The organism is Pseudomonas sp. Sample_16, from assembly GCF_004307665.1.
In the GTDB taxonomy this organism is placed as follows: Bacteria; Pseudomonadota; Gammaproteobacteria; order Pseudomonadales; family Pseudomonadaceae; genus Aquipseudomonas.
Genome location: NZ_RCOB01000197.1, coordinates 18604 through 33632 on the forward strand (window position 1 = coordinate 18604; position 15029 = coordinate 33632).

Here is a 15029-nt window from a genome sequence, read left to right on the forward strand (position 1 = left end):
CTCAGATCACTTCCCTTAACACGCCATCGGCATCGACCGACAGCGAGAACAACGCACCATGACCGACTTCGACACCCAGCAATTGCTCGCGCGGCAATCCCCGTGCCTGGGCCAGCAGCAGACGCATGACGCCGCCATGGCTGATCAGCAACACCCGTTCACCGGCGTAGGCGGCCTGCAACCTCGCCACGGCGGCAAGCACCCTGGCAGAAAAATCCGCAACCGGCTCACCGTCCGGAGGGGTGAACGCATAGGGATCAGCCCAAAATAGCCCCAGGGCCTGCGCATCGGTTTTCATCAATTCGGCGGCGCTCTGCCCTTCCCAAGCGCCGAAATGCAGTTCCTGCAGATCTTTTTCCAGCGTGACCGGCAAAGCCAATCGCTCACCGAGCTCATGGGCGAACCGCGCACACCGCTGCAATGGCGAGCTGACCAGGCGATCCCACGGTCCCTGACTGAGCACCGCCGCGCGCATTTGCGCCCATCCCGCCTCGGTCAGCGCATCGTCGAGGCTGCCGCGCAGGCCGCCGCCGAGTTCGGTCTCACCGTGACGCAACAGATCCAGGTGCAAAATCATGCCGGACGATCCGCCACGGCAGCCTCGGCGAAGGTCGCCATCTGCCCGTGCAGATCACACGCCAGGCGCAGCAACGGCACCGCCAACGCGGCACCACTGCCCTCGCCCAGTCGCAGTCCGAGATCGAGCAACGGTTCGGCATTCAGCGTTTCCAAAACATGCCGATGACCCGGCTCGGCGCCACAATGAGCGAACAAAAGCCACGGACGGCATTGCGGGTTCAAACGCACCGCGACCAATGCCGCAACGCTGCAAATGAACCCGTCCACCAGCACCGCAACGCCTTCCTGGGCACAGGCCAGGTAAGCCCCGACCAACGCTGCAACTTCAAAACCGCCGAGGTTGAACAGGGTGAGCAAGGCATCGCCACGTTGAGCGGCGTGCAACGTCAACGCCCGCTCGATCACTTGAGCCTTATGGCTGACACCTTGTGCATTCAACCCGGTGCCCGGCCCGGTCAGGTGCATCACCGGACAATCGAGCAAGGCACAGGCCAAGGCGCTGGCGGCGGTGGTGTTGCCGATGCCCATCTCGCCACCGATAAACAGTTGCGCGCCCGTCGTGATGGCACGCAACACGCTGTCGCGACCGGCCTGCAATGCAAGTTCGCCTTGCGCCTGAGTCATCGCCGGCCCTTGTACGAAATTCGCCGTGCCAGGGCCGATGTTCAGATGACGTACGTTCGGCAGATTCAACGACGGCGTTACGGTGCCGAGATCGACCACTTCCAGGGATGCACCCAACTGTCGCGCCAACACGCTGATCGCCGCACCACCGTTGACGAAGTTGTGCAGCATTTGCCCGGTGACTTCCTGGGGGTACGCCGACACACCCTCGGCGACCACGCCATGATCACCGGCGAAAATCGCAATCCACACTTGATCCAGGCCGGGTTTCACCTGCCCTTGCAGGCCGGCCAGCTGAACAGCCAGCGACTCGAGCTGACCGAGGGAACCGGCCGGTTTGGTCAGTTGCTGTTGCCGCGCTTGCGCCAGTTCGAGCACTTGGGTGTCGAGCGGTTTGCACGGGGCCAGCCACCAGGATGAGGTCATAACGCAGTTCCTTTCAGAGTCAGGGGCAAGCCGGCAACGGTCAGGACGACTCGCTGACAGCGTTCGGCCAGAGCTTGATGCAGCCAACCGGCTTCATCGACAAAGCGGCGAGTCAATTCGCCCAGCGGCACGACACCCATTCCGGTCTCGTTGCTGACAAAAATGATTTCACCCGGCAGCGACACCAGGCACTCCAGCAAGGCATCACGTTCGGCGCACAAGCGCTCAGCGTCGTCGAGCATCAGCAGGTTGGTCAGCCACAGCGTCAGGCAATCCACCAACAGGCAATGATCGGCGCGCGCGTTTTCCCGCAGGACGCGGGCCAGTTGCAGCGGTTCTTCAATGAGGTTCCACTCGGCTGGGCGACGGGCGCGGTGATGGGCGACCCGCTCATTCATTTCACCATCAAGCGGCTGGCTGGTAGCGATGTAGGTCACCGGCAATTGGCTGTCAGCCGCCAGTTTTTCGGCCAGGCGACTTTTGCCGGAGCGGGCGCCGCCGAGGATCAGTTGCAGCATGGTTACTTCCTATAAATATTGGTGAATCGACTGACGTCATCGCGGGCAAGCCTTGCTCCTACAGTTTTGTGTCAACCACACAATTGCGGCTCGCTGCGAAATTGTCGGAGCAAGGCTTGCCCGCGATGAGGCCAGCACAATCACCTCAGATCCCACAGAGTTCCCGTAACAGCGCGGTATCCAAATGCTTCTCCACCAAATCCGCCAGCCGCTCGATATCGCGCTCGCGCAAACCGTGGTAATCGACGTCCTGCACGTTCTGCAAACCCGCCCAGCGCAGCAGCGCACTGCAAGCGGCCGGTGATTCGAACAGGCCATGCAGATAAGTACCGAGAATTTGCCCGTCGACGCTCCGGGCACCGTCGCAACGACCGTCGTCGAGTTGCACCGCCGCATTTTCCAGCGCCGGCCCGGTGGTCACGCCCGCATGAATTTCATAGCCGACGACTTCAGCATTCTCCAACGCCAGGTGCCCACGCACATTGCGCAGTTGTTTGTCCTGTTCCAATTGCGTTTCAAATGCCAGCAAGCCCAGACCGGCGCTGGAACCGGGTGCACCCTCCAGGCCCAACGGGTCATGCACTTGCTCGCCAAGCATCTGCAGGCCACCGCAAATTCCCAACACTTTTCCGCCATAGCGTAAGTGCCGAGAGATCGCCGTTTCCCAGCCGTTAGCCCGCAGATAGGCGAGGTCACTGCGCACACTTTTCGAGCCGGGCAGAATGATCAGGTCGGCCGGCGCAATCGCCTGACCGGGGCCGATGAATTGCAGGTCGACTTGCGGATGCAGGCGCAGTGGATCGAAATCGGTGTGGTTACTGATGCGCGGCAACACCGGCACCAGCACTTTCAGGACTTGCTCGGCCTTGTCGGTCTGGCGCTGATCGATGCCGTCTTCGGCTTCCAGGTGCAGGTCCATCACATAAGGCAGCACACCGATCACTGGTTTGCCGGTGCGCTGTTCCAGCCAGTCGAGACCGGGTTGCAGCAGGGCAATGTCACCGCGAAAACGATTGATGATGAAGCCTTTGACCCGTGCCTGTTCGCTCGCCGACAACAGCTCCAGCGTGCCCACCAGATGCGCGAAAACCCCGCCGCGATTGATGTCAGCGATGAGCAGCACCGGGCAATCCACCGCTTCGGCGAACCCCATGTTGGCGATGTCGCCGGCACGCAGGTTGATTTCGGCCGGCGAGCCCGCGCCTTCGACCATCACCACCGGATACGCCGCGCTCAATCGTGCGTGCGAGGCCAGCACCGCTTGCATCGCGATAGCTTTGTAGTCGTGATAGGCCACGGCATTCATCGTCGTGACCGCGCGGCCATGGATGATCACCTGCGCGCCGGTATCGCTGTTGGGCTTGAGCAGTACCGGGTTCATGTCGGTGTGAGGTTCGAGGAACGCCGCCTGAGCCTGCACGGCTTGCGCGCGGCCGATCTCGCCACCGTCGGCCGTCACTGCGCTGTTGAGGGCCATGTTCTGCGGCTTGAACGGCACCACACTCACACCCTGACGTTTGACCCAGCGGCACAACGCCGTCACCAGGGTGCTTTTGCCGGCATCGGAGGTGGTGCCCTGCACCATCAGCGTGGTCATGGGTGTTCCTTGGATAAAGCAGTGAATGCGGCGTCGAGACGCGCCCAATCGGCTTCATCTCCCGGCAAGCCAAAACGCAGGCTGCTGTTGTGGGTGAACAAGCGCAGCAGAATGCCGCGACGGGCCATGAACTCGTGGAGCTCTTCGGCGCGATCGGTGATCAGCCACTGGAACAGCGCGCAACCACCCTGCGGTTTGAAACCGTGACGCTCGAGCAACGACGCCAACCGCTCGCTGGCCTCTTCGGCCCGTATCCGTTGCTGCGTTTGTCCTTCGGTATCACGCAGGCACGATTGGCCCAACACACGGGTCGGACCGCTGACGGCCCACGGCCCTACCTGTTCAGCGAGCAACTTGAGCAACTTGCGCTCGGCCAGCACAAATCCCAGACGCACGCCGGCCAGGCCAAAAAACTTGCCGAACGAGCGCAGTACGATCAGGCCGACCTGATGGGCAAACGGTGCCAGGCTCAAGTGCGGCGTGTTGTCGATGAACGCTTCGTCCACCACCAACCAGCCTCCGCGCTGCGCCAGGCGCGTGTGCCAGTCCAGCAATCGGGCGGGCGTCAGGCTCAGCCCGGTGGGATTGTTCGGGTTGACCACCACCAGCACGTCGAGGCTGTCGAGGAAGAAATCGACTTCCTGTTCCAGCACTTCTCGCACGATGTAGCCGTTGCGACGCCAGGCTTCGGCATGTTCGGCGTAACACGGCGACAGTACGCCAACCTTGCCGACCCGCCGCAAACGCGGCAGCAGCTGGATAGCCATTTGCGAACCGGCCACTGGCAATGCCTGCAAGGTGCCGTAGTAATCGCAGGCGGCCTGCTCCAGGCCATCGTCGGCCTCTGGCAACCGCGCCCAGGCGCGCAGCGGGATATCGGGGACTGGAAACGGCCAGGGCGCGAGACCGCTGGACAAATCAAGCCAATCGGCTTCCTCGATGCCGTATTCGAGCGCCGCCTTGCGCAACCGTCCACCGTGTTCAAGCATAAAATTCAGCCCCCACGCAGAGAATCAGCAGCCATAACCATACGCCGCGCTGGACCAATTGCCAGCCACGGTCGATGGAGTCCGCGTCCGCCGGCGCACCTTCGCCCAGTTGCGGACGCTCATGCCGTTCGCCGTGATAAATCGCCGGCCCGCCCAATTCGACGCCCAGCGCGCCGGCCCCCGCCGCCATCACTGGACCCGCATTCGGGCTGTCCCAGGTTGGTCCCTGAGTACGCCAGCATTTCCACGCCAGTCGGGTTTTGCCGAGCAGCGCGTAGGTCATCGCCACCAGACGCGCAGGAATGTAATTGAGGATGTCATCGATCTTTGCCGCGGCCCATCCGAAACGCTCGAAGCGTTCGTTGCGATAACCCCACATCGCATCCAGCGTATTGCTCAAACGGTAGAGCACTACGCCCGGCGCACCGGCCACGGCGAACCAGAACAAGGCGGCGAACACCGCGTCGCTGCCGTTCTCCAGTACCGATTCGGTGGCGGCACGGGCGACTTCGGTTTTGTCCAGCTCACTGGTTTTGCGGCTCACCAGATAACTCACGCGTTTGCGTGCCTCTTCAAGATCATCGCTGCGCAGGGCTTTTGCTACAGGTTCGACGTGCTCACCGAGGCTGCGCATGCCGAGGGCGCAATACAGCGCGAGAATCTCGACGATCCAGCCGACATAAGGCGCCCAGGAAAAGGCCGTGGCCAACAATGTCGGCGGCAACACGGCGATCACCCACGCCGTCACGCCATGGCTGCGCCAGCCACGGCCACCGCCATTGAAACGTTGCTCGATGCGCTCGGCAAAACGGCCGAACGCCACCAGCGGATGCCAGCGTTTGGGTTCGCCCAGCAGCGCATCCAGCGCCACTGCGGCGACACTCAATAACGCCACACTCATTGACTCACTCCCCAATAATTTTCGTACAACATTTCGCTTAGCGGACGTTCCTGCGCCCAGCCTTCGAGCACCAACATCGGCGCCGGATAGAACTCTTTGACCGGCCCCAGGCACAGGATCGCCAACGGCTTGGCACCGGCGGGCAAGCCCAGCAGGTCGGCGAGCGCCTGCGGTTCGAACAATGAAACCCAGCCCATGCCCAATCCTTCGGCACGGGACGCCAGCCACAGGTTCTGGATCGCGCAGGACAACGACGCCAGGTCCATTTCCGGCAAGGTGCGGCGACCGAAGATGTGCCGCTCGCGGCCATCCATCAGTGCGGCCACCAGCACTTCGGCACACTCGTTGATGCCTTCGACCTTGAGCTGCATGAACTCGTCGGTGCGCTCACCGAGAGCCTCGGCGGTACGCACACGTTCGTCTTCCACCAGTCGCTGGATCTTGCCGCGCAAATCTCGATCGCTGATGCGGATGAAACGCCAGGGCTGCATCAGGCCGACACTGGGCGCCTGATGCGCGGCTTCGAGCAGACGCCGAAGCAATTCGGGTTCGACAGTACCGCCGCTGAAGTGGCGCATGTCGCGGCGTTCGGCGATGGCGCGATAAACCGCTTCGCGTTCGACGTCGGAAAAGGCGTTGTCGGTCATGGCCTCTTCGCTGGCAAGCCAGCTCCCACAGGGAATTGCATTTCTTCAGGTATCACACCGCTCACTGTGGGGGCTGATTTGTCCGGTCGCCGCATCGCAGCGATAGCGGTTTCAAGGTCAGGCGCAAACAATGCGGCGACTGCCGATGGGTTGGACGGAAAATAAAAATGCACATACGACGCTGTCATCCGCCCCTCGCGGAAAACCGCCTCCGCCCCGCGCCCGCCGTTAGGGCTCAGGCCACGGGCAATCGGCGTCAAATCGGTGGTCGTCAGCGAGTGGTGATACGTATGTCCACGCAGCGAACCCTCCGGCAACTCGACCGCTTGCAAGGCCAGCGCGGCGAGGCGCTTTTGCATCACCGCGTCACCGCTGAGCAAACCGACCAGCTCGGCGCGCGTGCCTTCGACGTCGGTCAACGAATCGAGCAGATAAAGCATGCCGCCACATTCGGCCAGCAGCGGCTTGCCCGCGGCATGGTGCGCGCGAATGGCGTTCAGCATCGAAGTATTTTGCGCCAATGCCACATGGTGCAATTCCGGATAACCACCGGGCAGATACAGGCTGTCGGCCTGCGGCAAATCGGCATCGCGAATCGGCGAGAAAAACCGCAACTCGGCACCCATCGCCCGCAACAGATCGAGGCTGGCACCATAGGTAAAGGCAAAGGCTTCGTCCCGGGCCACGGCAATCCGCACACCGGCCAACAACGGTTCGGCCGCGATCACGTCGGGCGCCGCGAATTCCACGGCCGGCGGTAACGCCACTTCGCAACTGCTGGCCAGGGCATCGGCGGCAGCATCCAGACGCACATCGAGATCATTCAACTCACTGGCCTGTACCAGCCCCAGGTGCCGACTCGGCAATTCGATCCCGGTTTCCCGGGACAAGGCACCGTACCAGCGCAAGCCTTCGGTCAGGCTGCCTTCGAGCAATTGCGCGTGACGCAGGGTGCCGACACGATTGGCCAGAACCCCGGCAAACGGCAAGTCCGCCTGATAACGCGCCAGCCCGAGGGCCAGTGCTCCAAAAGTCTGGGCCATGGCGGTGCCGTCGATCACAGCGAGTACCGGCACACCGAAGTGCCGCGCCAGATCGGCACTCGACGGCGTACCATCGAACAATCCCATCACGCCTTCGATCAGGATCAGATCGGCTTCAGCCGCGGCTTCCCACAACAGCCGACGACTTTCCTGCTCGCCGACCATCCACATATCCAGTTGATACACCGGCGCACCGCTGGCGCGCTCGAGAATCATCGGGTCGAGAAAGTCCGGGCCGCATTTGAACACGCGCACCTTGCGCCCCTGATTGCGATGCAAACGGGCCAACGCGGCGGTGACCGTGGTCTTGCCCTGACCGGAGGCCGGCGCGGCAATCAGTACCGCCGGGCATTGACGAGCGCTATTCATACAGTGCGACTCACAGCTCGACGCCTTTTTGCGCTTTGATACCAGCCTGGAAGGCGTGCTTGATCATGCCCATCTCGGTGACGGTGTCGGCCAGCTCGATCATCTCAGGCTTGGCGCCGCGACCGGTCACCACCACGTGCTGCATCGCCGGGCGCGCCTGCAAATCACTGAGCACCTGGTCCAGATCGAGATACCCGTGCTTGAGGGCGATGTTCAGTTCGTCCAGCACCACCAGGCCGATGGACGGATCACGCAGCAGTTCCTGCGAAACAGCCCAGGCCGCTTCGGCCGCGGCGATATCACGCTGGCGATCCTGGGTTTCCCAGGTGAAGCCCTCGCCCATCACATGAAATCGCACCTGCTCGGGAAAACGTCGGAAGAACAATTCTTCGCCGGTGCTGTTACGCCCTTTGATGAACTGCACCACGCCACACTGCATGCCATGGCCCATGGATCGCGCAAGCATGCCGAACGCCGAGCTGCTCTTGCCTTTGCCGTTACCGGTCAGCACCAGCAACAGCCCGCATTCATTCGGGGAATTGGCGATACGTTCGTCGATCACGGCTTTTTTGCGCAGCATGCGCGCCAGATGACGTTCGTCACGATCAGGGGTATCAGTCATGGGGGAGCTCTCCGTTGAGGCATGAATAACGGCGGGCAGGCACAAGAATAGACGGCAAGAAGCCTGGCATCGCCCACCGTGATGCCGCTTGGATGAATCAGGCCGGTCTCCGGACTCATGAGCGGCTTGCGCCTGACTGCGCGCCTTCCCATGTCAGTCGACACAGTGGCCAAAGGCGCAGTCTTTCACTCATTTACCGTTGCGGGGGCAGCGTCGGGATTGCGGCTCATCACCCTTGATGCGCTCGCTCACCGACTTCCCTGTTTCACTCTGTCGACCCGAGCCACAGAGCACCTGAAACAAGCCGCGAAGGTTAGAGGGTTGGGGGTGGAGCGTCAATTGAAGACAGGGCGCACAAGTGAATAACACTTGCGATCAATAATCTGATGGCGATCTTGTGCCACACTCTCAGCAGTGATATCAAAGAGCCATAACACCACACAATAATAAGGGTGAGCACCATGCAAGGCTTGATCATCAGCAATCCGAAGCTGGAATTCCTGCGACCGGTGCTGGAGCGCTGGTTTGACTGCATCGATCGCTACAACGCTGTACGCGGCGACAATGAAACGCCCTATTGGCTGGACGAAAAAGCCAACCTAGGCCTGCTCTCCTCCGCGGCCTGGATGGCCGAGATGATTACCCTCCAGCAATCGCCCACCCGCAAACAGATAGAAGAAGGCGAGCGCAACGGCCGGGCCGACCTGTTCATCGCCACCACCGAAGCCCGCGCCTGGCTCCAGGCCACTCAGCGCTGGCCACGGGTCAACAATCTGAACCTCGCCCAGGCGCTGCAAGACATCACCAGCGAGGCCAAACGCATCAGCTACGCCAGCGACCTGAAGCTTGGCTGCCTGTTCGTGGCGCCGCATAAAACCCAACATGGCGCCACACCCGAAGAGCTCCAGGACATGGTCGACGACCTGCAAAAGGAACACACCTGCGCGGTGGCCTGGTATTTCCCATACGCCTATCGCAAGCTGCACAACGAAGCGGGCCAGTATCATCCCGGCATCGCCGTGCTGTTCAAGGAGGCTCGCGGCTGAAGCGTTGAACCATCCGGCATCCCGGCTTCTCTATGATTAAATCAAGGCATTCATAGGGAAGATCAGCAATGCGCAAACCTCAGTACGTTCTCGTTATCGCGCTCGCCGGAGGGCTCGCCGCTTGTGGTGAAACCTCCAGCCTGCAAGTCTCCGACGGCACCGGCCCGTCACCCAAGTTGCCCGAACCCAACAAAACACTGTTCCCGACGATGAACATCGCCCCGGCCATTGGCTGGCCGGAGGGCGTAAAACCCGTAGCGGCCAGCGGCACACAAGTCGCCGCCTTTGCCGATAATCTCGACCATCCACGCTGGCTGTATGTATTGCCCAATGGTGACGTACTGGTCGCTGAAACCAATGCCCCGCCCAAGCCCGATGACAACAAAGGCGTGAAGGGCTGGATCACCAAGAAAGTCATGGCCCGCGCCGGGGCGGGTGTACCAAGTGCGAATCGCATCACACTGCTCAGAGACAAGGACCACGATGGCGTCGCCGAAACCCGCACGGTCTTCCTGGAAAACCTCAATTCGCCCTTCGGCATGACGCTGGTGGGTAACGACCTTTACGTGGCCGACACTGATCGCCTGCTGCGCTTCCATTATGAAAACGGCGACACGACGATCAAGTCGCAGCCGATCAAAGTGGTCGACCTGCCCGGCGGTACGCTGAATCACCACTGGACCAAAAATGTCATTGCCAGCCGGGACGGCAGCAAGTTGTACGTGACGGTCGGTTCCAACAGTAATGTCGGCGAAAACGGCATGGATCAGGAGCAAGGACGCGCGGCCATCTGGGAAGTGGACCGCGCCACCGGCAATCACCGGATCTTTGCTTCTGGCCTGCGCAATCCCAATGGCATGGCTTGGGAGCCGCAAAGCGGGGCGCTGTGGACGGCAGTCAACGAGCGAGATGAAATCGGTAGCGATCTGGTGCCCGATTACATCACTTCCGTGAAGGACGGCGGCTTTTATGGCTGGCCGTTCAGCTATTACGGTCAGCACGTAGACGTACGCGTCGAACCGCAAAAACCCGATCTGGTCGCCAAGGCCATTGCGCCGGATTACGCCGTCGGCCCGCACACCGCCTCGCTCGGCCTGACGTTCGCCGAAGGCAACACGTTGCCGGCGCAATTCAAGGAAGGTGCCTTTATCGGTCAGCACGGCTCCTGGAACCGCAAGCCGCACAGCGGTTACAAAGTGATTTTTGTGCCATTCAACGCTGGCAAGCCAACGGGACAACCGATTGATGTGCTCACCGGTTTCCTCAACGAAGATGAGAAAGCCATGGGCCGGCCAGTGGGTGTGGTGATTGATCAGCAAGGAGGCCTGCTGGTGGCCGATGATGTGGGGAACAAGGTTTGGCGGGTGTCTGCGACCCAGTAAACGTCCCCAAGCCTGTGATCTCTAGCGTTTACGGCAGAGCGTGAGCCCATCTCCCAGCGGCAACAATGACAGATCAACCCGCGCGTCATCCTTCAACGCTCGATTGAGCATTTGAATGGCGCGGGTGTCTGCGCTTTCGGGGTTGTCCTCAAGTACCCGGCCGCTCCACAGGGTATTGTCGAATACCGCCAGCCCGCCAGTACGCAGCAAGCGCAATGCGTGCTCCAGATAGGCTGGGTAGTTCGCCTTGTCGGCATCGATGAAAATCAAATCGAATTCGCCAGGCTGATCGAGTTTGCCGAGCGTCTCCAGCGCAGGCGCCAGGCGCAGATCGATGCGCTTGGCCAGTCCGGCTTCCTGCCAATAGCGACGCGCGATGGCGTTGTAATCCCCAGGAATGTCACAGCAGATCAGTGCCCCGTCTTCAGGCAAGGCTGCAGCCATGCACAGGGCGCTGTATCCGGTGAAGGTGCCGATTTCCAGCACTCGTCGTGCTCCAGTGAGTTTCACCAGTAACGCGAGGAACTGTCCCTGCTCGGGCGCTACCTGCCAGCGCGCCATCGGCAATGCCTGAGTTTCGTCGCGCAAACGCTTGAGCAGCGGCGTCTCGCGCAGGGACACATCGAGCAGATATTGATACAGCGCATCGTCGAGATTAAGCGTGCGAGCAGTCATATCGACAACCTCAAGCCATCAGGGATTGCGCGCCAGATGTTCTGGCTGCAGAACGCGCTTGGCACTCAGGTAGGCTTTCTGCCAATACGCTTTGGACAGGCTATCGAGCTTGACCGTGCCACCCGTGGCGGGCGCATGGACGAAACGGCCTTCGCCCACGTAAATCCCGGCATGGCTGACCTGGGAACCGCCATTGGTGGCAAAGAAGATCAGGTCACCGGTCTGCAAACCTTCCTTGCCGACATTGGCCGCCTGCATGGAGATCATCTCGCGCGTGGTGCGCGGCAAGGAAATTCCGGTGACATCACGGTACACATAGCCGATCAAGCCACTGCAATCAAAGCCGGAATCCGGCGTGTTGCCGCCCCAGCGATAGGGCGTGCCTACCAGGCCCAACGCGCGAAACAGCACATCTTGCGCTTCTGGCGAAAAAGCCTGGGAGGGACCGAATACGATTGGAGCACGAACCACCGGCGCTGGTGGCGGTGTGCGGCTGGCGCAAGCGCTGAGCAGTGCTGCGATAAAGATGATTGCGAGGCGGGCCGACATCGTCATAAGCAGAGCATCCTGATCTGGCTGCGGCGTTTTCTGCCGGGACGCAGAAAAGAAAACCGCCTGCGCAGTACGCAGGCGGTTTGCCATCATTGATTGATCAGAATTCTAGCGCTTATCAGGCAAACTTCAAGTAAGACTTTAAGTTCGCCTTACAAAAAGTCCGTTTACTTGCGTGCGGTGACGATCGGAGCGGCACCGGGGGCCATGGCAAGTGCACGCTTGGCTTCGATGAAGGTCTTGCTCCAGTAGCTGTCGCCCAGGCTATCGATCCGCACCCCACCGCTGCGGCGGCTGCTGGAGTGGATGAACTGGTTGTCACCCAGATAGATCCCGGCATGGCTGACACGACCACGGCGGCCATTGGTTGCGAAGAACAGCAGATCGCCCGGTTCGAGCTTGCTGCGCGAAACCAGTGGCGCGTCAACGTTGATCATTTCACGAGTCGAGCGCGGCAAGTTCATGCCGGCCTCTTCACGGAACAGGTAACCGATGAAACCGCTGCAATCGAAACCGGCTTCAGAGGTACCACCAAAACGGTAACGGGTACCGATCAGCGACATGCCGCGTTCGAGAATGCTGTCTGCCAGAACCGGCAGCTGGTAGGACTTGCCATCGGCGAAGTTGGCCAGTTCTTTTTCGGTGGCGACTTCTTCTTGATAAAGAGCTTCCTGATAACGAGCGGAAGCTTGGGCAGTAACAGAGTTTTGAACCTGCTGTTGTTGCTGCTGGGACACCGGAGTATGGGCAGCGCAACCGAACAACAGGGTAACGAGTGCGAGGGGCACGAGGGGTGCAAAGCGATTTAGCATGGGCACGACCGTGGCTGATAGTTGTAAAGAAGCCGAGACTATGCCCGCTATCAACCTCATTTGCAAATTCAATCGAACTTTTTGTGACTTATCGGTTTCTCGTTAACATCTAAGCGCTTAAGCCTATTTTGAATGCTGACGCAGCCTGCAGCCATGCGGGAAAGCGGATTTTCTGGCGCCTGAAATATGCCAGAAAGCGCTTGAAGCCTTTAATTTAGCGGGTTCAACTACCAACCCAGCGTCTCTTTAAGGAAGGGAATTGTCAGCTTGCGCTGGGCTTGAAGCGAGGCCTGATCGAGCTGCTCAAGCAGGTCGAAAAGTGCACTCATGCTGCGGGTACCTCGGGTCAGAATAAAATGCCCGACCTCGTCGGTCAGGTGCAGGCCGCGACGGGATGCTCGCAGTTGCAGGGCTCGCAATTTGTCTTCGTCGGAGAGCGGGCGCATTTGAAAGATCAGCGCCAGAGTCAGGCGGGATTTGAGGTCCGCCAGCTTCACCGGCAACTCGCGCGGAGACGTCGATGCCGCAATCAGCAAGCGCCGACCGCTGTCACGCAGGCGATTGAACAGATGGAACAGTGCTTCTTCCCAATCCGCCTTGCCGGCTACTGCATGCAAGTCATCCAGGCAGACCAGCTCATACTGTTCAAGGTTGTCGAGAATTTCGATGCCGCGGTCCATCAATTCGGCCAGCGGCAGATAAACCGCCGGTTCACCCATCTGCTCGAATCGCAGGCATGCGGCCTGCAACAGATGCGTGCGCCCCACTCCATGCTTGCCCCAGAGATAGATCAGGCTCTCGGTCCAGCCAGCATCGGCTTCGCACAGCCGCTCGACATAGCCGAGTGCAGCGGCATTGGCGCCTGGGTAGTAGTTGATAAAGGTGGCGTCGTCACGCAGACGCACACCTAGGGGCAGCTGAATCGGTTTCATGCTGACTGAACAGTTCCAAAGGAACCGTTAGTGGCCTCTGTGTAAAGTTTGCGAAGTTTATACCCGTGAAGCCGACCGCACAATGCGACAGACCACAAGCAAAATCAAAGGTTTGCGTTAGCGCTCTGGTTTTATGACAGTTTCTTTGGCGCTGCGGGCAACAATCCAATGGAAGGTGCAGGGCAACCCGGGAGCGACCCGGGCTGCCCGCGCCTTCCTTTATAGCTCAGGCTCGTCAACGCCACTGTAGATTTCTGAATCTTTATATAAATCATGTACATGGCGCACCAGCACCATGATCACCGCTGCCACCGGCAGTGCCAGCAGAACGCCGGTAAACCCGAACAACTCACCACCGGCCAGAATCGCGAAGATCACTGCCACCGGGTGCAAGCCGATTCGATCCCCCACCAGCAACGGCGTCAGGACCATGCCTTCCAGCGCCTGACCGACCATGAACACCGCGACGATGCCGATCATGGGATACAGATCGCCACCGAACTGGAACAACCCGGCGATCAGCGCCGCGCCAATCCCGATCACAAACCCCATGTACGGCACAATCGCGGCCAGTCCGGCAATCAAACCGATCAGCAACCCCAACTCCAGACCAACCAGCATCAGGCCCGCGGCGTAGATTGCGCCCAGCGCCACCATCACCAGCAGCTGCCCACGCACGAACGCGCCCAGCACTTCATGGCATTCGCCGGCCAGGGACACTGCGCGCTCTTCGCGATCACGCGGCAGCAGGCTGCGGATCTTGGCCATCATCAGATCCCAATCGCGCAGCAAGTAGAAACTCACCACCGGGATCAATACCAGGTTCGCCAGCCAGCCAATCAGGGCCAGCCCCGAGGCCGTCGCCTGACTCAACACCACCCCGACAATATCGGTGGTCTGCCCCATGTGCTCACTGATGGCCGCCTTGAGCTTGTCAAACTTCCAGAAACCCTCCGACAAGCCAAACTTTGACTGCGCCCATGGCAACGCAGTGTGCTGCAACCAATCGAGCATCTGTGGCGCCAATTCATATAAGCGCAAGAGCTGCTTGGCGAGCATAGGCACCAACACCAGCATCAGCGCGGTGACAATCAGGGTGAACAACGCGAATACCGTGATCACGCCCCAGGTCCGCGACAGTCCGGCCCTTTCCAGCCGATCCACCACTGGATCGAACAGATATGCCAACAACAACGCCACCAGAAACGGCGTGAGAATCGGATGCAACAGCCAGATAAACGCGCAGAGCAGGACTACTGCACCCAACCAGAACCAACGCCGCGTATCGGCCATGAACCACTCCATTGCTTCTATA

Annotated in this window: 16 protein-coding genes and 1 riboswitch; of the genes, 2 read left to right on the forward strand and 14 right to left on the reverse strand. The window is 60.5% G+C overall.

Annotated features, from left to right (window positions below):
* Position 1: 1 nt before the first annotated feature.
* The 9 genes from cobC to cobO all read right to left on the reverse strand — a co-directional run bounded on the left by cobC (position 2) and on the right by cobO (position 8315).
* The gene (cobC, locus tag D8U69_RS25895) at positions 2-577 is read right to left on the reverse strand and encodes an alpha-ribazole phosphatase family protein (RefSeq protein ID WP_130908453.1); all 576 of its coding nucleotides are present in this window, start codon (positions 575-577) and stop codon (positions 2-4) included.
* Entirely contained in the window at positions 574-1629 is a 1056-nt protein-coding gene (gene cobT, locus D8U69_RS25900; protein WP_130908454.1) for a nicotinate-nucleotide--dimethylbenzimidazole phosphoribosyltransferase, read from the reverse strand. The genes cobC and cobT overlap by 4 nt, the downstream gene beginning before the upstream one ends.
* A complete protein-coding gene (gene cobU, locus D8U69_RS25905) occupies positions 1626-2147 on the reverse strand; it encodes a bifunctional adenosylcobinamide kinase/adenosylcobinamide-phosphate guanylyltransferase (protein ID WP_130905260.1) in 522 nt (173 codons plus the stop codon). Before cobU ends, cobT begins: the two co-directional genes overlap by 4 nt.
* A gap of 145 nt (positions 2148-2292) precedes the next feature.
* Entirely contained in the window at positions 2293-3744 is a 1452-nt protein-coding gene (locus D8U69_RS25910) for a cobyric acid synthase (RefSeq protein WP_130905259.1), read from the reverse strand.
* Positions 3741-4733: a threonine-phosphate decarboxylase CobD gene (gene cobD / locus D8U69_RS25915; RefSeq protein WP_056852935.1), complete on the reverse strand. Its 993-nt coding sequence runs from the start codon at positions 4731-4733 to the stop codon at positions 3741-3743. Before cobD ends, D8U69_RS25910 begins: the two co-directional genes overlap by 4 nt.
* A complete protein-coding gene (gene cbiB, locus D8U69_RS25920) occupies positions 4726-5634 on the reverse strand; it encodes an adenosylcobinamide-phosphate synthase CbiB (RefSeq protein ID WP_130908455.1) in 909 nt (302 codons plus the stop codon). Before cbiB ends, cobD begins: the two co-directional genes overlap by 8 nt.
* Positions 5631-6281, reverse strand: coding sequence for a 5,6-dimethylbenzimidazole synthase (bluB, locus tag D8U69_RS25925; protein ID WP_130908456.1), 651 nt, complete (start codon positions 6279-6281; stop codon positions 5631-5633). Before bluB ends, cbiB begins: the two co-directional genes overlap by 4 nt.
* Positions 6278-7693: a cobyrinate a,c-diamide synthase gene (locus tag D8U69_RS25930; RefSeq protein WP_130905256.1), complete on the reverse strand. Its 1416-nt coding sequence runs from the start codon at positions 7691-7693 to the stop codon at positions 6278-6280. The genes bluB and D8U69_RS25930 overlap by 4 nt, the downstream gene beginning before the upstream one ends.
* Positions 7694-7703: 10 nt before the next feature.
* A complete protein-coding gene (gene cobO, locus D8U69_RS25935; RefSeq protein ID WP_056852939.1) occupies positions 7704-8315 on the reverse strand; it encodes a cob(I)yrinic acid a,c-diamide adenosyltransferase in 612 nt (203 codons plus the stop codon).
* A gap of 82 nt (positions 8316-8397) precedes the next feature.
* Positions 8398-8628, reverse strand: a riboswitch (cobalamin riboswitch).
* A gap of 148 nt (positions 8629-8776) precedes the next feature.
* On the opposite strand from cobO, the gene D8U69_RS25940 reads away from it, so the two are divergent.
* Both D8U69_RS25940 and D8U69_RS25945 read left to right on the forward strand, forming a co-directional pair.
* Positions 8777-9361: a hypothetical protein gene (locus D8U69_RS25940; RefSeq protein WP_130905255.1), complete on the forward strand. Its 585-nt coding sequence runs from the start codon at positions 8777-8779 to the stop codon at positions 9359-9361.
* A 68-nt stretch (positions 9362-9429) separates the two neighbouring features.
* Entirely contained in the window at positions 9430-10743 is a 1314-nt protein-coding gene (locus tag D8U69_RS25945) for a sorbosone dehydrogenase family protein (protein ID WP_130908457.1), read from the forward strand.
* Positions 10744-10764: 21 nt separating this feature from the next.
* On the opposite strand, the gene D8U69_RS25950 is transcribed toward D8U69_RS25945, so the two are convergent.
* From D8U69_RS25950 to D8U69_RS25970, 5 genes are all read right to left on the reverse strand, one after another.
* Complete coding sequence (locus D8U69_RS25950; RefSeq protein ID WP_130908458.1) at positions 10765-11418, reverse strand: class I SAM-dependent methyltransferase; 654 nt, start codon at positions 11416-11418, stop codon at positions 10765-10767.
* A gap of 18 nt (positions 11419-11436) precedes the next feature.
* Positions 11437-11973, reverse strand: coding sequence for a C40 family peptidase (locus D8U69_RS25955; RefSeq protein ID WP_056852943.1), 537 nt, complete (start codon positions 11971-11973; stop codon positions 11437-11439).
* A gap of 164 nt (positions 11974-12137) precedes the next feature.
* Positions 12138-12782, reverse strand: coding sequence for an NlpC/P60 family protein (locus D8U69_RS25960; protein ID WP_056852944.1), 645 nt, complete (start codon positions 12780-12782; stop codon positions 12138-12140).
* 227 nt (positions 12783-13009) lie between these two features.
* Positions 13010-13714, reverse strand: coding sequence for a DnaA regulatory inactivator Hda (hda, locus tag D8U69_RS25965; protein ID WP_056852945.1), 705 nt, complete (start codon positions 13712-13714; stop codon positions 13010-13012).
* Between the two features lie 219 nt (positions 13715-13933).
* Positions 13934-15007, reverse strand: coding sequence for an AI-2E family transporter (locus D8U69_RS25970; protein ID WP_056852946.1), 1074 nt, complete (start codon positions 15005-15007; stop codon positions 13934-13936).
* Between the last annotated feature and the right edge of the window lie 22 nt (positions 15008-15029).